We start from the raw sequence: 18,017 nt of genomic DNA, 5'->3' as shown, positions 1-18,017 counted from the left end.
GCCGTGTCCGCCGACTGTCACAGACCTGTCACAGGGGTCGGCCACAGTTCCCCCACAGCTCCCGCACACGTGTCGGCGGTACCGGCCGCACCGAGTGGGCCCCACCGGTCGAACCCCGACCCCTCCATGGGCCAGAATGAGCGCGTGCCTTCCCTGTTGCTGATCGAGGACGACGACGCCATCCGGACGGCCCTGGAGCTCTCACTGACGCGCCAGGGTCACCGCGTGGCGACCGCTGCCACCGGTGAGGACGGTCTGAAGCTCCTTCGCGAGCAGCGGCCGGATCTGATCGTGCTGGACGTGATGCTGCCCGGCATCGACGGGTTCGAGGTGTGCCGGCGCATTCGGCGCACGGACCAGTTGCCGATCATTCTGCTGACCGCGCGCAGCGATGACATCGACGTGGTGGTCGGGCTGGAGTCCGGCGCCGACGACTACGTCGTCAAACCGGTCCAGGGCCGGGTGCTCGACGCCCGGATCCGGGCCGTGCTGCGGCGTGGCGAGCGGGAGTCGAACGACGCGGCGAGCTTCGGCAGCCTCGTCATCGACCGCTCGGCGATGACCGTGACGAAGAACGGCGAGGACCTCCAGCTCACGCCGACCGAGCTGCGGCTGCTGCTGGAGCTGAGCCGGCGGCCGGGCCAGGCGCTGTCCCGGCAGCAGTTGCTGCGGCTGGTGTGGGAGCACGACTACCTGGGCGACTCGCGGCTCGTGGACGCGTGTGTCCAGCGGCTGCGTGCCAAGGTCGAGGACGTGCCGTCGTCCCCGACGCTGATCCGTACCGTGCGGGGTGTCGGCTACCGGCTGGACGCGCCTCAGTGACCCAGGCGCACCAAGGGGGGGCCCGCGGCTGGACCGGGGCGCGCAAGGGAGCTCTGTCGCGGCTGCGTTTCACCAGCCTGCGGCTGCGGCTGGTCGTCGTCTTCGGCCTGGTGGCCCTGACGGCCGCGGTGTCCGCGTCGGGGATCGCGTACTGGCTCAACCGCGAGGCGGTGCTCACCCGCGCCCAGGACGCCGTGCTGCGTGACTTCGAGCAGGAGATGCAGAACCGGGCGGGCGCGCTGCCCGAGCGGCCCACGCAGGACGAACTGCAGCACACCGCCGGCCAGATGGCGGGCAGTGACCAGCGCTTCAGTGTGCTGCTGGTGGGCCGCGACCCCGGAGGCCGGACCGTCTACGGCAGCTCCGGCGGGCTGAACGGCTTCTCGCTCCAGGACGTGCCGAGGTCGCTGCGCACGGCGGTGAACCGGACGCAGAAGGTCGACGGGGCCGACAAGACTCCGTATCACCTGTACTGGCAGCGGATAGTCGACCACGACACCCCGTACCTGGTGGCCGGTACGCGGGTGATCGGCGGCGGTCCGACCGGTTACATGCTCAAGTCGCTGGAGCCGGAGGCCAAGGACCTCAACTCGCTGGCCTGGTCCCTGGGCATCGCCACGGCGCTCGCGCTGCTCGGTTCGGCGCTGCTCGCGCAGGCCGCGGCGACGACCGTGCTGAAGCCGGTGCAGCGGCTGGGGGCGGCCGCGCGGCGGCTCGGCGAGGGCAAGCTGGACACCCGGCTGCGGGTGTCGGGTACCGATGAACTCGCCGACCTGTCGCGGACGTTCAACAACGCGGCCGAGGCGCTGGAGAAGCGGGTCGCCGACATGGCCGCCCGCGACGAGGCGTCCCGGCGGTTCGTGGCGGACATGAGCCATGAGCTGCGCACGCCGCTCACCGCGATCACCGCCGTGACGGAGGTGCTCGAGGAGGAGCTGGAGGCGGAGACGGGCAGCATGGACCCGATGATCGAGCCCGCGGTCCGGCTGGTGGTCAGCGAGACGCGGCGGCTGAACGACCTGGTCGAGAACCTGATGGAGGTCACCCGCTTCGACGCGGGTACCGCCCGGCTCGTGCTGGACGACGTCGACATCGCCGACCAGATCACCGCCTGCATCGACGCCCGTGCCTGGCTGGACGCGGTGGAGCTGGACGCCGAGCGCGGTCTGCACGCCCGGCTGGATCCGCGGCGCCTGGACGTCATCCTGGCGAACCTGATCGGCAACGCGCTCAAGCACGGCGGCTCCCCGGTGCGGGTGTCCGTGCGGGAGGCGGACGACTCGATCGTCATCGAGGTGCAGGACCACGGGCCCGGCATCCCCGAGGACGTCCTGCCGCACGTCTTCGACCGCTTCTACAAGGCCAGCGCCTCCCGGCCGCGTTCCGAGGGCAGCGGCCTCGGCCTGTCCATCGCGCTGGAGAACGCCCACATCCACGGCGGCGAGATCACCGCGGCCAACTCGCCCGACTCGGGTGCGGTGTTCACGCTGCGGCTGCCGCGTGGCACCTCCCCCGCGGAGGAGCAGCCCGCCGAGGACGAGCCGGCGCCCGGCAGCGACACCGACCGGGCCAAGGGCGAGGACACGAAGGGGGACGCACGATGAGCGCACGTCGCGCGGCCGTGCCCCGGCTGCTGGCTGTTCCGGCGCTCGCCGTGCTGCTGGCCGGCTGCGGGATCCGGGCCACGGAGGTGCCGACGAACTTCGGGCCGGCGCCCTCGCGGGTGCGGTGCTCGCTCGCCGAGCCGGACGTCTCCACGCAGGCGGCCCGGGGGCTGCCGGTGCAGGTGTTCCTGCTGTGCGGGTCGTCGCTGGTGACCGTCGACCGGACGGTGCGGGTCCCGGACGGCGCGGCCGACTCCGAGCGGCGCATCCTGGTCGCACAGGGCCTGCTGGATCAGCTGGCCGCACCGACGTCGGCCGCCGAGAAGGAGGCCGGGTACAGCACGGACGTGCGCGGCGGCATCACCGTCGGGGGTCCGCGCCCGGGCGACCCGGACGACACGCTGCGCCTGAGCACGGCACCCGCGGGTCTCACCTCGTACGCCCTCGCGCAGGTCGTCTGCACCTTCTCCGACTCGGCGGCGGCCGAGGGGGACGGCTCGGTGGTCCTGGGCGGGCCGGGCCCCGACGCGCCGCGCCGTTACGAGTGCACCGACGAGGTGCGGGCCCGGCCGGGCGGCACGGAACCGCCGTCGAAGGAGGTGGCCGGGGAGTGATCCGTCCCGTCTGTGGCGTATGCCTCACAGGGCAACCGGGGTCCGTCCCGGAACCGATCCTGCCGGAGGCGGCGTCTTGGGGGTCGTGCAGCGTCAAGGCTTCATCGGCGGCAGCGCCGCGTTCCGCATCCGTGTGACGGGGGGTGTCCTCCTCGTCGCCCACCTCGCGTTCGTCGCCTGGTTCACGCTGCGGCCGCTGGACGTGCCCTGGGTGATGCCCGCCAATCTGCGGCCGTTCGCCGGTATCCGGGCCGATCTCGCCCTGGGCTGGCCGCAGGCGGCCCGGCGGATCGGTGAGGGGCTGGCGCTGCTCGCCCCGCTGGGTGTGCTGCTGCCGTTGGCGGGCGGCAGGCTGGTCGTCTCGCCGCTGGCGTCCCTGCTGCGCACCGTCGCGGCCGGTGCCCTGCTCTCCTGGGGCATCGAGCTGGCGCAGACGGGCGTGCCCGGTCAGGTCGTCGACGTGGACTCGCTGTTCCTGAACACCCTGGGCGTGGCCCTCGCGCATCTCGCGCTGGTACCGGCGGGCCGCTCCTGGCTGCGCCGTCGTGGCACCGTCCGCCCGCTGCGCGCGCCCCTGACCCCGGAGGAGCCGGCTCAGGGTCGGACCCCGACGATTCCCAGGGTCGGGATCGCCCCGTGGAGCGACGTTTTGCCCCCTTCGTCTCCGTAGCGTGGAGTGCAGATGGGGTACTCGGACGGGAGGCCTCACACACGCTCACGAAGGAGTCGCACATGTCCCGCCTCGCCCGCCCCACCCACGGCCGCATGATCGGCGGAGTGTGCGCCGCGCTGGCACGGCGCTTCGGCACCTCCGCGACCACGATGCGGGTGATCTTCCTGATCTCGTGCCTGCTGCCCGGCCCGCAGTTCCTGCTGTACATCGCGCTGTGGATCGTGTTCCCCTCGGAGGACAAGGTCCACGGCAAGACGCAGACGGCCTGGTGACGCGTTCCACGTAGGAAAGCCGATGGGGCGCACCCCGTGCGGGTGCGCCCCATCGGCGTGTTCACCTCGGCGGCGGCTCAGCCGACCGGCACGCCGTTCACCGGCAGGCCGTGCGTGGGCAGGTTCTGCACCGGGAGGCCGCCCAGGAGCTTGGCGGCCGGGCCCGTCGGGCCGTTGGCGAGGACCTGCTCGGCGATGGGCTGGGCGGCGGCAAGTCCGGCACCGGTCGCCGTCTGAGCCTGACCCAGCGCCTCACCCGAGCCGGGCGCCGCCTGGGAGAGCTGCTCCGCCGGGAGCGCCGCGGTGACGGTCTCCAGCGTCTGGGCGGTGTCCGGGAGGGCCGGGGCGGCGTTGGCGGCGCCCGCGCCGACGGCGGCGAAGGCGGCACCGAGAGCGGCGACACCGAGGGACTTGGCAGCAGACTGCTTCATGAAATGCGTCCTCGTAACGGGATGACGGGGTGGGTGAGCGGTCCAGCGACCGTAAACACCCCGTGCCGCCCGCCGCAAACATCGAAATGCGGACGGATTGTGAACACCGTCCGCATCCGCGGTGCGCGCAATAACCGCCGGTCAGCCCTCCGAACCCTCAGAACCGCTGGTGGAAGCGGTCTGCCGGAACAGCCATTCGGATTTCAGCTCGGCATATCCGGGCTTGATGACGTCATTGATCATGGCCAGTCGTTCATCGAAAGGAATGAACGCTGATTTCATCGCATTGACGGAGAACCACTGCATGTCGTCGAGCGTGTATCCGAATGCCTCGACGAGGTGCTCGAATTCCCGGCTCATGCTGGTGTGCGACATAAGACGATTGTCCGTGTTGACGGTGGCACGGAAATGCAGTCGGCGCAGCAGCCCGATCGGGTGCTCGGCGTACGAGGCCGCCGCCCCGGTCTGGAGGTTGGAGCTCGGGCACAGCTCCAGCGGGACGCGCTTGTCACGGACGTAGGAGGCGAGCCGCCCGAGTTCGACCCGGCCGTCCTCGTGGACCTGGATGTCGTCGATGATTCGCACCCCGTGCCCGAGCCGGTCGGCGCCGCACCACTGGAGGGCCTGCCAGATGGAGGGCAGGCCGAAGGCCTCACCGGCGTGGATGGTGAAGTGGTTGTTCTCGCGCTTGAGGTACTCGAAGGCGTCGAGGTGCCGGGTGGGCGGGTAACCGGCCTCGGCGCCCGCGATGTCGAAGCCCACGACACCCAGGTCGCGGTACCGGTTGGCGAGTTCGGCGATCTCCAGGGCGCGGGCCGCGTGCCGCATGGCGGTGAGCAGCGCGCCGACGCGGATGCGCTGCCCGTTCTCGCGTGCGCGCCGTTCTCCTTCCCTGAAGCCCTCGTTGACGGCCTCGACGACTTCTTCGAGTCCGAGGCCGCCCTCCAGGTGCTGTTCGGGGGCGTAGCGCACTTCGGCGTAGACGACGCCGTCCGCGGCCAGGTCCTCGGCGCACTCGGCGGCGACCCGGACCAGGGCGTCACGGGTCTGCATGACGCCCACGGTGTGGGAGAACGTCTCCAAGTACCGTTCCAGGGAGCCGGAGTCGGCGGCTTCGCGGAACCAGAGGGCGAGCTTCTCGGGGTCGGTGTCGGGGAGCTGGGTGTAGCCGCTGTCGCGGGCGAGTTCGATGATCGTGCCGGGGCGCAGACCGCCGTCGAGGTGGTCGTGCAGCAGAACCTTGGGCGCCCGGCGGATCTGGTCCGGTGTCGGGGTGTTCGCGATGGTCTGGCTCGTCATTTCCGCACTCTAACTCCTACGCGCGTAGATGGCGCGTTCCGGGATGCTGCGCTTTCTCGTCGATACGTAACGGTGATCGCGAGGACGGGTCGTGTACACCCGCGCTTCTGACACTGTTCTGTCATGGCACACCAACCGACGCCGGTTCGCAGGGCCCGGCTGGGCAGGGCACTCGGTCCGGAGCCGACGGCGGTGAGCGGCGCGGTGCTGCTGCTCCCCGGCGGCGACGAGGTATCCGGCCGCAAGCCGTCTCCCCTGCTGGCGACCGCCGCCATGCGCGGCGTCGGACGCCGGCTCGCCCGCGCGGGCCGGGACGAGGGGCTCGCCGCGCACGTCGTGCACTACCGCTACCGCGGGTGGAACGGCGACGAGGCCCACCTCGCGCGGGACGCGACCTGGGCGGCCGACGAGATCGTACGGCGTTACGGGGACGTCCCGGTCTGTCTCGTCGGGGTCGGGATGGGCGGCCGGGCGGGCCTGCGGGCGGGGGGCCACGAGGCCGTCAACTCCGTGCTGGCGCTTGCCCCCTGGCTGCCGGAGGAGGACACCGCGGCGCCCCCCGAACCAGTGAAGCAACTGGTCGGGCGGCAGGTGCTGATCGTGCACGGCACGAACGACGGGCGGACGGATCCGGAGCTGTCGTTCCGGCTGGCGGCGCGGGCGAAGAAGGCGAACCGGGACGTGTGCCGGTTCGAAGTGCACGCGGACGGGCACGGGTTGCGGCAGTACCGGGACGAAGTGCTGGCGCTCGCCGAGGACTTCGTGATGGGGGCGTTGTTCGGGTGGGCGGTGTCGCGGCCCGTGCGGGATGCGTTCGCGGCGCCGCCGCCGCTGGGGTTGCGGATGCCGCTCGCTGCGGGGTTCAGTCCTTCGCGGCGGTAGCGCCGTCGGGGTGCTTGTGGTGTGCGGGGTGCAGGTCCGCCGTGGCTGATCGCGCCCACGCGGCGGAGCCGCACATCGATACGGCCTCGCGCCCCTCAAGTCGGCAGCAGGCTGCCCCTTCTCGAGAGCAGGAACCTCTTGAAGGCCGCTACCGGCGGTGTGTCCGGGTGGCCCTCCAGCCAGGCCACGCCGATCTCGCGGGCCGCTCTCGGGGCCGTCACCGTCAGTTCCACAACTCCTGGGCGGGGGACCGCCGGCGGGGGCAGGAGGGCCACTCCCAGGCCCGCCGCCACCAAGCCCCTCAGGGTTTCGGCCTCCTCTCCCTCGAAGGCGATGCGGGGTTTGAAGCCGGCCTCCTTGCAGAGGTCGTCGGTGATACGGCGCAGGCCGTAGCCGGGTTCCAGGGTGACGAAGGTTTCGTCCGCGGCCTCGGCGAGGCGGATACGGCGGCGGCCGGCCAGGGAGTGGTCGGCGGGGACGACCAGGCGCAGCTTCTGCTCGTCCAGGCGGCGGGCCACGAGGTCGGGGGCGTCCGGTACCGGCGATGTCAGGCACAGGTCGAGTTCGCCCGCGCGCAGGCGCTCCAGCATGGCCTCGCCGTAGTTCTGGACGAGGCTGAAGCGGACCCGCGGGTGGTCGGCGCGGAAGGCGTGCAGCAGGCCCGGGACGGTCTCGGCGCCCATGGTGTGCAGGAAGCCGAAGGCGACCTTGCCGGTGGTCGGGTCGGCGTCGGCGCGCACCTCCTCGGCGGCGCGCTCGACCTCGGCCAGGGCGCGTTCCACGGAGGCGAGGAAGGTGCGGCCGGCCGGGGTGAGGGAGACCGTGCGGCCGTGCCGGGCGAACAGGTCGACGCCGAGGTCCTGCTCCAGGCGGGCCATGGAGCGGGACAGGGTCGACTGGGGGACGTTCATCTCCTGGGCGGCCCGGGTGACGTGTTCGGTGCGGGCGACGCCGGCGAAGTAGGCGAGGCGCGGCGCCAGCACCTTCGACATCTGCGCCATGTCTTCTGTGTCACTACTTGGTGACAGGCGGCCCTGTGAACTCGGTTGATGCACCATGGGAACGATTATGACCGTTCCATGCATTGGACGGATGAGTACCCGGTCCGTACGTTCGAGGCATGTCTCCCGCCAGTACCGGGGCGTCCACCGTCGTGGGCGCCGATGTCCCTGTCCCCACCGCCGACTCCCGTGTCTCCCCGGGCGGACCCGGCTACCGCCGGATGAGCTTCGCCCTCTTCCTCGCGGGTGTCGCGACCTTCGCGCTGCTGTACTCCACCCAGGCCCTGCTCCCGCTGATCTCCGGCGAGTTCGGGGTGGCGGCGAGCGACGCGAGCTGGACGGTGGCCGCCGCGACGGGCGGGCTGGCGCTGTTCGTGCTGCCGATGAGCGCCCTGTCGGAGCGCTTCGGACGCCGGGCGGTGATGACCGCGTCGCTGGCGGTGGCCGTCACGCTCGGGCTTCTGGTGCCCTTCGCCCCCTCCCTCGGTGTGCTGATCGCGCTGCGGGCGCTCCAGGGCGCCGCCCTGGCCGGGCTGCCCGCGTCGGCGACCGCGTACCTCGCGGAGGAGGTCAGCCCCAAGGCGCTGATCACCGCGATCGGCCTGTTCGTCGCGGGCAACAGCGTGGGCGGGATGAGCGGCCGGGTCATCACCGGCTGGGTCGCGCAGGAGTGGGGCTGGCGGGTGGCCGTCGGCGTCATCGGGGTGATCGCGGTGGCGTGCGCGGTGGCCTTCCGGCTGCTGCTGCCCGCCCCCAAGCACTTCAGGGCCGGTTCGCTGCGGCCGCGGGTGCTGGCCGGTACGGTCCGCGACCACCTGTCCAACCCGCTGCTGCGCCGGCTGTACGCGATCGGCGCGCTGTTCATGACGGTGTTCGGCGGCGTGTACACGGTCATCGGCTACCGGCTCACCGAGGCCCCGTTCTCGCTGCCGCAGGGCATCATCGGCTCGATCTTCCTGGTGTACCTGGTCGGCACGGTGTCGGCGTCCACGGCGGGCCGGCTGGTCGGCCGGCTCGGCCGCCGGGGCGCGCTGTACGCGGGCGGCGGTACGACGGCGGCGGGCCTGCTGCTGTCCCTGGCGGACTCCCTGCCACTGGTCCTGCTGGGTCTGGTGCTCATCACGGCGGGCTTCTTCGCGGGCCACGCGGTCGCCTCCTCGGCGGTCAGCAAGACGGCCACGCACGGCAGGGCCCAGGCCTCGGCGCTCTACCAGTCGGCGTACTACATCGGCTCCAGCGCGGGCAGCACGGTCGGCGCGATCGCGTTCCACGCGGGTGGCTGGGCCGGGACGGTCGGGGTCGGACTCCTCGCGGTCCTGGGCGTCGTGGCGATCACCGTCGTCGGGACGCGGGCGGCCCGGCTGGAGCGCCGGCACCTGGCCACGGCTGCCTGAGCCCGGCGCCACTCCCCCTGTCCGGACCCCGGGCAGGGGGATTTCCTGTTCTGGATCATGCCTTTCCACCTGCGCTTTTGTCCGCTCGGGGGGCCGTTGTCAGTGGGCTGCGGTAGCTTCCGAAGTGCTGGAGCGCAATGGTGCGTGAACAGGACTTCCACAGGGGTGGGTGGAGATGGCGAACGGCACGGCGGCACCGACGGACCTGGACACCAGGCTGGAGGCACACCGAACCGAGCTCACGGGGTACTGCTACCGGATGCTCGGCTCCTCCTTCGAGGCGGAGGACGCGGTGCAGGACACGATGGTCCGCGCCTGGCGCAGCTACGACAAGTTCGAGGGCCGCTCCAGTCTGCGCTCCTGGCTCTACCGGATCGCGACGAACGTGTGCCTGGACATGTTGTCCGCGGGCAACAAGCGCGCCCGGCCCATGGACCTCACCGAGTCCACCCCGCTCGCCCAGGCCGCTCTCTCCCCCCGCCCGGACAACACCTGGCTGGAGCCCATGCCGGACGCCCGCGTGCTGCCCACGACCCATGACCCGGCGGAGGCGGCGGTCGCCAAGGAGTCCGTGCGGCTGGCCTTCATGGCCGCCCTCCAGCAGCTCCCGGCCAAGCAGCGGGCGGTGCTGATCCTGCGCGAGGTCCTGGCCTGGAAGGCCAGCGAGGTCGCCGAGCTGCTGGGCACCTCGGTGGCGTCGGTGAACAGCGCGCTCCAGCGGGCCCGGGCCACCCTGGCCGAGCGGCAGGAGCCGGGCGCAGAGGCGGCCGTCTCCGACCCGCTGGACGAGGACCAGCAGAAGCTGCTGGACCGCTATGTGTCGGCCTTCGAGGGCTACGACATGGCGGCGCTGACGGCCCTGCTGCACGAGGACGCGGTCATGACGATGCCGCCGTTCGACCTCTGGCTGACCGGCACGCGGGACATCACCGGCTTCATGACCACCCTCGGCGCTCCCTGCGCGGGCTCCCGGCTGGTGCCCGTCCAGGTCAACGGCCTGCCGGGGTTCGCCCAGTACAAGCCGGACCCGGACAAGGGCGGCTTCACGCCGTGGGCGGTCCAGGTGCTGGAGATCTCAGACGGCCGCATCACCGGGTTCCACTGCTTCCTCGACACACAGCGGTGGTTCCCGCTCTTCGACCTCCCCCTCCATCTCGAAGCGGAGACCGACCAGGTCGAGCAGGGCGCGTAGAGCGGGGTCGGGGTCGCGCAGCCGTATCCGTCCTCCGGCGCGGCGGGCGGCCAGCTGGAGCCTCGCCAGGAGGTCGACGGCGGCGAGGCCCGGTGGTCCCAGTCCCGCGACGTCGCACACCACGACCCGGGCGCCGCTGCCGTGCAGCAGTGCCCGCACATCGTCGCTGAGCCCTCTCACCTCGTCCCGGGTGACGGGGCCGGGCAGTACGAGTACGGGCGGTGTCATGGCGTCCACGAGCGGTAGACCGGACGGGCGGCCGTAACTCATCGCGGCCGTCCGTCCTGTCGGCGCCGTGAAGATCACATTGACCTGGGGCGCGCCTCCCCCGGAGGGTTGGCTGTATGCCCCAACCATCTCCCCCTGCCGCGCTGCCCGATGCCCGCTTCGCCGGTGCGGGGGTGCCGTGCAGGGGGTGCTGAGCGGGTTCGCGGTCATCGCCGTCGTCATCGGCGTCGGCTATCTGATCGGGCGGCGGGGGTATCTGGGCGAGGGCGGCCGAGAGGTCCTGACCAAGCTCGCCTTCCATGTGGCGTCCCCGGCGCTGCTCTTCACGACCCTCGCGCAGGCCGACCTGTCGGTGATCTTCTCCGACCGGCTGCTGGTCACGGCGATGAGCACGGCAGCGGCGGCGGGTGTCTTCGTGGCGGTCGGCGCGGCGCGCGGCTGGGGCGTCGGCCGGACGACGATCGGCGCGCTCTGCTCCAGCTACGTCAACTCCGGGAACCTGGGCATCCCGATCGCCGTGTACGTGCTGGGCGACGCCTCGCTGGTGGCGCCGGTGCTGTTGTTCCAGCTGGTCGGGGTGACACCGGTGGCGCTCACGGTCCTGGACCTGGCGAGCGGCGGGGCGAAGCGGCCCCTGTGGCAGCGGCTGCTGACGCCGTTGCGCAATCCGATAGCCCTGGGCTCGCTGGCCGGGGTGGCGGTCTCGGCGTCGGGCCGCACGGTGCCGGGCCCGCTGATGGACCCCCTGACCCTGATCGGCAACATGTCGGTCCCGGCGGTGCTGCTGGCCTTCGGCATCTCGCTGCGCGGCAGCACGCTCCCGCTGCGCGGTGCGGAACGGGCCCCGGTGCTGCTCGCCGTGGTCCTGAAGTCCGTGGTCCAGCCCCTGGTCGCCTGGGCCCTGGCGGCGGGCGTCTTCGGCCTGCGCGGGGCCCTGCTGCTCGACGTGGTGGTGACGTCCGCACTGCCGGCCGCCCAGAACCTCTTCACGTACGCGAGCAGCTACCGGGTGGGCGAGGTGCTGGCGAGGGAGGCGATCCTGCTGTCGACGGTGGTGTCGGTGCCGGTGCTGGTGGTGGTGGCAGCTGTGTTGGGGTGACTCAGTTCTCGGCGAACTCGCCGGTGTCGAGTTCGAGGCCGAAGGGCTCGGGCAGCGCGATGTGTTCTCCGAACTTGCCCGCGTCGAGAACCCGGTAGACATCCCGTTGCGGTTCGCCGTAGAGCGTGATGGTGGGACCGCCGGGGGCCCAGCCGTCGATGAGGAGGTACAGCGGCACACCCGCCTGGGCGTAGCCCGCGGCCTTGGTGATCCGGTCGTGCGCCGCGTTCGACTTGGACGTGATCTCGACGATGAGTTCGGCGGCAGCCGCTGGGATGAAGTTGCCACCCTCGTCCCGCAGCACCTTCCTGGGGGCCACTGCGAGATCAGGAATGTACAGCCCGTCACGGGACGCGACCGCCGTCCCCAGAGTCTGGTAGATGCCCCAGTGCTTGGGGATGACCTCGTACAGGGCTCGCTGAACCAAGTCAGCGATGTCGTTGTGGGCGTTGGACGGCGGTGGTGCCACGGTGACGATCCCCTCGATGATCTCCACCTTGCAGCCCGCTGGCGCGTCCGTCTCCTGCCAGATCCGGACGAGGTCGTCCCACTCGTGCCCGTTGCTCGGCGAGTGGTCGACGGTGAGTGCGCTCATGGCGGTACTCCAATCAGTGCGTCACCGATCCCAGCATGCCGAACGGGACCGGTGGCGGTCCACCGGTCCCGTTCACCCGTACGAGAGAACCGCAGGTCAGGCGATACGTTCCCGCACCACCGGGGACGCCGTGAAGGCCGTGCCGGGCGCCGCGATGTCGTAGGAGCCCTCGATCGACTGGAGGGCGTACTCGAAGCGCTCGGGGGTGTCGGTGTGGAGGGTCAGGAGGGGCTGGCCCTCGGTGACCTCGTCGCCCGGCTTGGCGTGCAGCTCGACGCCCGCGCCCGCCTGCACCGGGTCCTCCTTGCGGGCGCGGCCCGCGCCGAGGCGCCAGGCCGCGACGCCGACGTCGTAGGCGTCGAGGCGGGTCAGCACGCCGGAGGACGGGGCCTTGATCACGTGCTGCTCGCGGGCCACCGGAAGCGTCGCGTCCGGGTCGCCGCCCTGGGCCGCGATCATGCGCCGCCAGACGTCCATCGCCGAGCCGTCGGCCAGGGCCTTCGCCGGGTCGGCGTCCTTGAGACCGGCCGCGTCCAGCATCTCGCGGGCCAGCGCGATGGTCAGCTCGACGACGTCCGCCGGGCCGCCGCCCGCCAGGACCTCCACCGACTCGCGGACCTCCAGGGCGTTGCCGGCGGTCAGGCCGAGCGGGGTCGACATGTCGGTGAGGAGCGCGACCGTCTTCACGCCGTGGTCCGTGCCGAGGCCGACCATCGTGGAGGCCAGTTCGCGGGCGTCCTCGATCGTCTTCATGAAAGCGCCGGTGCCGACCTTCACGTCCAGCACCAGCGAGCCGGTGCCCTCGGCGATCTTCTTGGACATGATCGAGGAGGCGATCAGCGGGATCGCCTCGACCGTGCCGGTGACGTCGCGCAGGGCGTAGAGCTTCTTGTCGGCGGGGGCCAGGCCGTCGCCCGCCGCGCAGATCACCGCGCCGGTGGTGTCGAGGACGTTCAGCATCTCCTCGTTGGACAGCAGAGCTTGCCAGCCGGGGATGGACTCCAGCTTGTCGAGGGTGCCGCCGGTGTGGCCGAGGCCGCGGCCCGACAGCTGCGGGACGGCCGCGCCGCAGGCGGCGACCAGGGGGGCCAGCGGCAGGGTGATCTTGTCGCCGACGCCGCCCGTGGAGTGCTTGTCGGCGGTCGGGCGGGACAGGGACGAGAAGTCCATGCGCTCGCCGGAGGCGATCATCGCGGCCGTCCAGCGGGCGATCTCGCGGCGGTTCATGCCGTTGAGCAGGATCGCCATGGCGAGGGCGGACATCTGCTCGTCGGCGACCTCCCCGCGGGTGTACGCGTCGATGACCCAGTCGATCTGCGCGTCGCTGAGCTCACCGCGGTCCCGCTTGGTGCGGATGACGGAGATGACGTCCATGGCCATGGCTTGGCTTCCTTCCGAGGGTTCCAGAAGCCGTACGGCCCCCCTGAGCCGGTCGCGTGAGCAACTCAGAGGGGCCGCACGGAGATTACTTGCGGAGGTGTTCCGGGCCGAAGGCCTGGGGCAGCATCTGCGAGAGCGGCAGGATCCCCGCCGGGGTCTCCAGCAGCAGGTCCGGACCGCCGAACTCGTGGAGCAGCTGGCGGCAGCGCCCGCACGGGACGAGGATGTCGCCGTCGCGGTCGACGCAGGTGAAGTGCGTCAGGCGGCCGCCGCCGGTGTTGTGCAGCTCGGAGATCAGGCCGCACTCGGCGCACAGGCCGAGGCCGTACGAGGCGTTCTCGACGTTGCAGCCGGAGATGGTCCGGCCGTCGTCGACCAGGGCCGCCACGCCGACCGGGTAGCCGGAGTAGGGGGCGTACGCCCGGGACATGGCGTCCCGGGCCACCGCGCGCAGCTTCTCCCAGTCGACGGCCGGGCCGGAGCCGGTCACTTGCCCTGCCCCTTCCGGTACGGCATGCCGTTCGCCCTCGGCATCCTCAGCCGCTGCGCGGACAGGGCGAGGACCACCAGGGTGATGACGTACGGCGTGGCGGAGACGACCTGGTTCGGGACCTCGTCGGTGGTGGCGTACCAGGCGAAGACCAGGGCGGCGACGACCGCGGTGATGATCGCCGGGGTGTACTTCTTGCGGACCACCAGCCAGATCGCGCCGATGATCAGCAGCAGCGCGCCGAGCAGCAGCAGGGCGTGCACGTTGGCGGAGCCGCCGCGCAGGTTGAGGCTGTCGGTGTAGCCGAACAGGCCCGCGCCGAGGGCGAGGCCGCCCGGCATCCAGTTGCCGAAGATCATCGCCGCGAGGCCGATGAAGCCGCGTCCGCTGACCTGGCCCTCCAGGTAGAAGGGGTTGGCGACGATGGACAGGAAGACACCGCCGAGGCCGGCCAGTCCGCCGGAGATGACGACGGCGATGTACTTGTACTTGTAGACGTTGACGCCGAGGGACTCGGCGGCGACCGGGTTCTCGCCGCAGGAGCGCAGCCGCAGGCCGAACGCGGTGCGCCACAGGATCCACCAGGTGGCGGGGATCAGCGCGATGGCGATCAGGGTCAGCCAGGACACGTTGGTGACCAGGCCGCCGAGCAGGCCGGCGATATCGGAGATGAAGAACCAGCCCTGGTTGTTCAGGTCGCGCAGCGCGTCGGACAGTCCCGGGACGGTGAAGTGGCCGAGGGAGTCGACCGCCGGGGACTGCTTGGCGGAGCCGCCGGTGTGGCCCTCGAAGGCGAGGGGCGCGAGGTAGCGGGTGGCGCCGAGGGCGAGGATGTTGATGGCCACACCGGAGACGATGTGGTTGACGTTGAAGGTGACGGTCACGAAGGCGTGCAGCAGACCGCCGATCGCGCCGCCGAGGATGCCGACCAGGACACCGGTCCAGGGGCCCCACTGGAAGCCGGCCCAGGCGCCGAACCAGGTGCCGAGGATCATCATGCCCTCAAGGCCGATGTTGACCACGCCCGCGCGCTCGGCCCACAGGCCGCCCAGACCGGCGAGGCCGATCGGCACGGCGAGCTGGAGCGCGGTGGACATCTGGCTGACGTTGGTGATGCCGTCGGCGCCGGTGACGAGGCGGACGATCGAGGTGAGCGCCAGGCCTCCGGCGATGATGAGCAGCAGCACGGGCCACGACAGGCGGCGGCCGGTCGGCGCCGCGGGCTGCAGCGTGGGCTGGTTGACGTCGGTCGCGGTGGTCATCGGCCAGCCACCTCCTTCGTGTTCTGAGCGCCGAGGACGTGTCCGGCGGCGAGTTCGGCGCCGACGCGACGCTGCTGGCGGCGCAGACCCCATTCGCGGACGGCCTCGTAGGAGACGACGACCGAGAGGACGATCAGGCCCTGCATGATGACCGCGATCTCCTTGTCGTAGCCGTGGAAGTCCAGTTCGGGCGAGGCCTTGTCGAGCCAGGCCCACAGCAGGGCGGCGAAGGCGATGCCGACGGGGCTGTTGCGGCCGAGCAGGGCGATACCGATGCCGAGGAAGCCGATGCCGGTGGGGAAGTTCAGGTCGTACGTGTGGGTGTCGCCGAGCAGGATCGGCAGGCCGGCGAGGCCCGCGATGCCGCCGGAGATCAGCATGGCGCTGAGCACCATGCGCCGGGGGTCCACACCGCTGGCCGCGGCGGCGGTCTGCGAGGCGCCGGAGGCGCGCAGGTCGAAGCCGAAGCGGGTGCGGTTGAGGACGACCCAGTAGCCGATGCCGAGCAGCACGGCGAGCAGCACCAGGCCGTAGATCTCACCGGCGTCACCCATGGGGATGCCGGGGATCCAGCCGGACTCGTACATCTCGCCGGTGGTGTTGTTGTTGCCGACCTTCACGCCGAAGACGTCCGGCAGCCACAGGTAGGCGATCACGGAGGTGGCGATCGCGTTGAGCATGATCGTGGCGACGACCTCGCTGACGCCGCGGGTGACCTTGAGGACACCGGCGATGCCGGACCAGAAGGCGCCGGTGAGGACGGCGGTCAGGAGCAGCAGCGGGACCTGGAGCGCGGCCGGCATGTTCACATGGGCGCCGACGACGGCGGCCATCATGGCGCCGAGCTGGTACTGGCCGTCGACACCGATGTTGAACAGGTTCATCCGGAAGCCGATGGCCACCGCGAGGGCCGCGATGTAGTACATCGAGGCCTGGTTGATGATCAGGACCTGGATGTCCGAGAAGCCGATCTGCTCGAACATCAGGGCGAACGGCTCGAAGGGGCTCTTGCCCGAGGCGAGCAGCACGATCGCGCTCAGCACGAAGGCCACGGCCAGCGCGATGACCGGTCCGGCCACCGCGAGGAGCAGGCGCTCCTTGTCGAACTTCTTCATCAGCGGGCCTCGTCTTCCGGAGACTCGGGGGTGTCGACCTTCGAGATCTCGGGGGTGTCGTCGTGCGCGAGGTGCCCGGTGGCGGCACCGGTCATGGCCGAGCCGAGCTCCTCGGGGGTGATGGTGGCCGGGTCGGCGTCCGCGACCAGCTTGCCGTTGTAGATCACGCGCAGCGTGTCGGACAGTCCGATCAGCTCGTCGAGGTCGGCGGAGATCAGCAGCACGGCCAGGCCCTCGCGGCGCGCCTCGCGGATGTGGTCCCAGATGGCGGCCTGGGCACCGACGTCCACGCCCCGGGTGGGGTGCGCGGCGATGAGGAAGCGCGGCTTGTGGCTCATCTCCCGGCCGACGATCAGCTTCTGCTGGTTGCCGCCGGACAGGGAGGCGGCGGTGACGTCGATGCCGGGGGTGCGGACGTCGTACTCCGTGACGATCCGGCGGGTGTCCTCCTGGGCCGCCTTCGGGTCCAGCCAGACGCCCTTGGCGAGGGGCTTCTCGGTGACGTGGCCGAGGATGCGGTTCTCCCAGAGAGGTGCCTCCAGGAGCAGGCCGTGGCGGTGCCGGTCCTCGGGGATGTAGCCGATGCCCTGCTCGCGGCGCCTGCGGGTGGGCCAGGCGGTGATCTCCTCGTCGGCCAGCCGGATGACGCCGGTGTCGGCGGAGCGCAGTCCGATGAGGGCGTCGACCAGTTCGGTCTGGCCGTTGCCCTCGACACCGGCGATGCCGAGGACCTCACCCGCGTGGATGGTGAAGCTGATGTCGTCCAGGAGGGCCTTGCCGCCGGGGGCGGCGAGGCGCAGCTTGTCGACGCTGATGACGGGGCGGTCGGTGACCGTGGACTCGGCCGTCTCGGGCGTGGGCAGCTCGCTGCCGACCATCATCTCGGCGAGCTGACGGGGCGTCGTCTCGGCGGGCACGGCGGTGCCGACGGTGGTGCCGCGGCGGATGACGGTGATCTCGTCGGCGACGGAGAGCACCTCGCCGAGCTTGTGCGAGATGAAGATGACCGACAGGCCCTCGGCGCGCAGTTCGCGCAGGTTGGCGAAGAGCGCGTCCACTTCCTGCGGCACGAGCACGGCGGTCGGCTCGTCGAGGATGAGGGTGGTGGCGCCGCGGTAGAGGACCTTGAGGATCTCCACGCGCTGGCGGGCGGCGACGCCGAGTTCCTCGACGAGGAGGTCGGGCTTGACGTCGAGGCCGTAGCGCTCGGAGAGGTCCTTGATCTTGCGGCGGGCCTTGGCGCCGATGCCGTAGAGCTTCTCGCTGCCGAGGACCACGTTCTCGAGGACCGTGAGGTTGTCGGCGAGCATGAAGTGCTGGTGGACCATGCCGATGCCGCGGACGATGGCGTCGGCCGGGGACGAGAAGGCGACCTGCTCGCCGTTGACCGCGATGGTGCCCTCGTCCGGCTTCTGCATGCCGTAGAGGATCTTCATCAGCGTGGACTTGCCGGCGCCGTTCTCACCCACGAGGGCGTGCACGGTGCCCTTGCGGACGCTGAGGTGGATGTCGTGGTTGGCCACGACTCCGGGGAAACGCTTGGTGATCCCGGCGAGTTCGACGGCGGTCACCGATTTGTTGACCGCCGCTCCGGCCGGAGGGCTGCTGGACGCGTTGATGGCGCACTCTCCTGGGGACGGGGGCCGTCTACGCGCGTAGCGCCC

At 71.3% G+C, this 18,017-nt stretch carries 19 protein-coding genes; 9 read left to right on the top strand and 10 right to left on the bottom strand.

Going from position 1 to position 18,017, the window contains the following annotated elements; all coding sequences use genetic code 11:
• Nucleotides 1-144: 144 nt before the first annotated feature.
• From afsQ1 to ACFZDE_RS12085, 5 genes are all read left to right on the top strand, one after another.
• Nucleotides 145-822, top strand: coding sequence for a two-component system response regulator AfsQ1 (gene afsQ1 / locus ACFZDE_RS12105; RefSeq protein ID WP_175434396.1), 678 nt, complete (start codon nucleotides 145-147; stop codon nucleotides 820-822).
• Nucleotides 819-2,426: an ATP-binding protein gene (locus ACFZDE_RS12100; protein ID WP_391199608.1), complete on the top strand. Its 1,608-nt coding sequence runs from the start codon at nucleotides 819-821 to the stop codon at nucleotides 2,424-2,426. The genes afsQ1 and ACFZDE_RS12100 overlap by 4 nt, the downstream gene beginning before the upstream one ends.
• Nucleotides 2,423-3,040 (top strand): hypothetical protein, encoded by a 618-nt coding sequence (locus ACFZDE_RS12095; protein WP_390993498.1) that lies wholly within the window; start codon nucleotides 2,423-2,425, stop codon nucleotides 3,038-3,040. Before ACFZDE_RS12100 ends, ACFZDE_RS12095 begins: the two co-directional genes overlap by 4 nt.
• 85 nt (nucleotides 3,041-3,125) lie before the next feature.
• A complete protein-coding gene (locus ACFZDE_RS12090) occupies nucleotides 3,126-3,710 on the top strand; it encodes a VanZ family protein (protein WP_391199606.1) in 585 nt (194 codons plus the stop codon).
• 62 nt (nucleotides 3,711-3,772) lie between these two features.
• Complete coding sequence (locus ACFZDE_RS12085) at nucleotides 3,773-3,985, top strand: PspC domain-containing protein (RefSeq protein WP_390993494.1); 213 nt, start codon at nucleotides 3,773-3,775, stop codon at nucleotides 3,983-3,985.
• A gap of 77 nt (nucleotides 3,986-4,062) precedes the next feature.
• Here ACFZDE_RS12085 and ACFZDE_RS12080 read toward each other — a convergent pair whose 3' ends face one another.
• Together ACFZDE_RS12080 and ACFZDE_RS12075 are read right to left on the bottom strand one after the other, a co-directional pair.
• Nucleotides 4,063-4,416 carry an ATP-binding protein gene (locus ACFZDE_RS12080; RefSeq protein WP_391199605.1) on the bottom strand — a complete coding sequence of 118 codons (354 nt, stop codon included), beginning with the start codon at nucleotides 4,414-4,416 and terminating at the stop codon, nucleotides 4,063-4,065.
• 141 nt (nucleotides 4,417-4,557) lie between these two features.
• Complete coding sequence (locus tag ACFZDE_RS12075; protein WP_390993490.1) at nucleotides 4,558-5,715, bottom strand: adenosine deaminase; 1,158 nt, start codon at nucleotides 5,713-5,715, stop codon at nucleotides 4,558-4,560.
• A 123-nt stretch (nucleotides 5,716-5,838) separates the two neighbouring features.
• On the opposite strand from ACFZDE_RS12075, the gene ACFZDE_RS12070 reads away from it, so the two are divergent.
• On the top strand, nucleotides 5,839-6,597 hold the full coding sequence (locus ACFZDE_RS12070) for an alpha/beta hydrolase (protein ID WP_391199603.1): 759 nt from the start codon (nucleotides 5,839-5,841) through the stop codon (nucleotides 6,595-6,597).
• Nucleotides 6,598-6,692: 95 nt separating this feature from the next.
• Here the strand turns inward: ACFZDE_RS12070 and ACFZDE_RS12065 are convergent, their stop codons facing one another.
• Nucleotides 6,693-7,655, bottom strand: coding sequence for a LysR substrate-binding domain-containing protein (locus tag ACFZDE_RS12065; protein WP_391199602.1), 963 nt, complete (start codon nucleotides 7,653-7,655; stop codon nucleotides 6,693-6,695).
• Between the two features lie 62 nt (nucleotides 7,656-7,717).
• On the opposite strand from ACFZDE_RS12065, the gene ACFZDE_RS12060 reads away from it, so the two are divergent.
• Nucleotides 7,718-8,992, top strand: coding sequence for an MFS transporter (locus ACFZDE_RS12060; protein ID WP_391199600.1), 1,275 nt, complete (start codon nucleotides 7,718-7,720; stop codon nucleotides 8,990-8,992).
• A 175-nt stretch (nucleotides 8,993-9,167) separates the two neighbouring features.
• Entirely contained in the window at nucleotides 9,168-10,184 is a 1,017-nt protein-coding gene (locus tag ACFZDE_RS12055) for an RNA polymerase subunit sigma-70 (protein ID WP_391199598.1), read from the top strand.
• On the opposite strand, the gene ACFZDE_RS12050 is transcribed toward ACFZDE_RS12055, so the two are convergent.
• A complete protein-coding gene (locus ACFZDE_RS12050; protein WP_391199596.1) occupies nucleotides 10,068-10,454 on the bottom strand; it encodes an STAS domain-containing protein in 387 nt (128 codons plus the stop codon). The genes ACFZDE_RS12055 and ACFZDE_RS12050 overlap by 117 nt on opposite strands.
• 136 nt (nucleotides 10,455-10,590) lie before the next feature.
• On the opposite strand from ACFZDE_RS12050, the gene ACFZDE_RS12045 reads away from it, so the two are divergent.
• A complete protein-coding gene (locus tag ACFZDE_RS12045) occupies nucleotides 10,591-11,511 on the top strand; it encodes an AEC family transporter (RefSeq protein WP_391199594.1) in 921 nt (306 codons plus the stop codon).
• A 1-nt stretch (nucleotide 11,512) separates the two neighbouring features.
• Here the strand turns inward: ACFZDE_RS12045 and ACFZDE_RS12040 are convergent, their stop codons facing one another.
• The 6 genes from ACFZDE_RS12040 to ACFZDE_RS12015 all read right to left on the bottom strand — a co-directional run bounded on the left by ACFZDE_RS12040 (nucleotide 11,513) and on the right by ACFZDE_RS12015 (nucleotide 17,924).
• Nucleotides 11,513-12,106, bottom strand: coding sequence for a Uma2 family endonuclease (locus tag ACFZDE_RS12040; protein WP_391199592.1), 594 nt, complete (start codon nucleotides 12,104-12,106; stop codon nucleotides 11,513-11,515).
• Between the two features lie 96 nt (nucleotides 12,107-12,202).
• The gene (locus ACFZDE_RS12035; protein ID WP_391199915.1) at nucleotides 12,203-13,480 is read right to left on the bottom strand and encodes a thymidine phosphorylase; all 1,278 of its coding nucleotides are present in this window, start codon (nucleotides 13,478-13,480) and stop codon (nucleotides 12,203-12,205) included.
• A gap of 91 nt (nucleotides 13,481-13,571) precedes the next feature.
• A complete protein-coding gene (locus ACFZDE_RS12030; RefSeq protein WP_390993472.1) occupies nucleotides 13,572-13,976 on the bottom strand; it encodes a cytidine deaminase in 405 nt (134 codons plus the stop codon).
• Nucleotides 13,973-15,238 (bottom strand): ABC transporter permease, encoded by a 1,266-nt coding sequence (locus ACFZDE_RS12025; RefSeq protein ID WP_390993470.1) that lies wholly within the window; start codon nucleotides 15,236-15,238, stop codon nucleotides 13,973-13,975. The genes ACFZDE_RS12030 and ACFZDE_RS12025 overlap by 4 nt, the downstream gene beginning before the upstream one ends.
• Entirely contained in the window at nucleotides 15,235-16,353 is a 1,119-nt protein-coding gene (locus ACFZDE_RS12020; protein WP_390993468.1) for an ABC transporter permease, read from the bottom strand. Before ACFZDE_RS12020 ends, ACFZDE_RS12025 begins: the two co-directional genes overlap by 4 nt.
• The gene (locus ACFZDE_RS12015; protein ID WP_391199590.1) at nucleotides 16,353-17,924 is read right to left on the bottom strand and encodes an ATP-binding cassette domain-containing protein; all 1,572 of its coding nucleotides are present in this window, start codon (nucleotides 17,922-17,924) and stop codon (nucleotides 16,353-16,355) included. Before ACFZDE_RS12015 ends, ACFZDE_RS12020 begins: the two co-directional genes overlap by 1 nt.
• Nucleotides 17,925-18,017: the final 93 nt, after the last annotated feature.

It is taken from the genome of Streptomyces sp. NPDC007929, from assembly GCF_042959065.1.
Classification (GTDB): Bacteria; Actinomycetota; Actinomycetes; order Streptomycetales; family Streptomycetaceae; genus Streptomyces.
This window is presented reverse-complemented; position numbering and strand designations above follow the sequence as displayed.

Coding starts and splice junctions, on each gene's coding strand:
- ACFZDE_RS12060 (WP_391199600.1), top strand. CDS start 7,718: ATGTCTCCCGCCAGTACCGGGGCGTCCACCGTCGTGGGCGCCGATGTC.
- ACFZDE_RS12050 (WP_391199596.1), bottom strand. CDS start 10,454: ATGAGTTACGGCCGCCCGTCCGGTCTACCGCTCGTGGACGCCATGACA.
- ACFZDE_RS12020 (WP_390993468.1), bottom strand. CDS start 16,353: ATGAAGAAGTTCGACAAGGAGCGCCTGCTCCTCGCGGTGGCCGGACCG.
- ACFZDE_RS12070 (WP_391199603.1), top strand. CDS start 5,839: ATGGCACACCAACCGACGCCGGTTCGCAGGGCCCGGCTGGGCAGGGCA.
- ACFZDE_RS12075 (WP_390993490.1), bottom strand. CDS start 5,715: ATGACGAGCCAGACCATCGCGAACACCCCGACACCGGACCAGATCCGC.
- ACFZDE_RS12065 (WP_391199602.1), bottom strand. CDS start 7,655: ATGGTGCATCAACCGAGTTCACAGGGCCGCCTGTCACCAAGTAGTGAC.
- ACFZDE_RS12085 (WP_390993494.1), top strand. CDS start 3,773: ATGTCCCGCCTCGCCCGCCCCACCCACGGCCGCATGATCGGCGGAGTG.
- ACFZDE_RS12035 (WP_391199915.1), bottom strand. CDS start 13,480: ATGGACGTCATCTCCGTCATCCGCACCAAGCGGGACCGCGGTGAGCTC.
- ACFZDE_RS12055 (WP_391199598.1), top strand. CDS start 9,168: ATGGCGAACGGCACGGCGGCACCGACGGACCTGGACACCAGGCTGGAG.
- ACFZDE_RS12025 (WP_390993470.1), bottom strand. CDS start 15,238: ATGACCACCGCGACCGACGTCAACCAGCCCACGCTGCAGCCCGCGGCG.
- ACFZDE_RS12095 (WP_390993498.1), top strand. CDS start 2,423: ATGAGCGCACGTCGCGCGGCCGTGCCCCGGCTGCTGGCTGTTCCGGCG.
- ACFZDE_RS12040 (WP_391199592.1), bottom strand. CDS start 12,106: ATGAGCGCACTCACCGTCGACCACTCGCCGAGCAACGGGCACGAGTGG.
- ACFZDE_RS12080 (WP_391199605.1), bottom strand. CDS start 4,416: ATGAAGCAGTCTGCTGCCAAGTCCCTCGGTGTCGCCGCTCTCGGTGCC.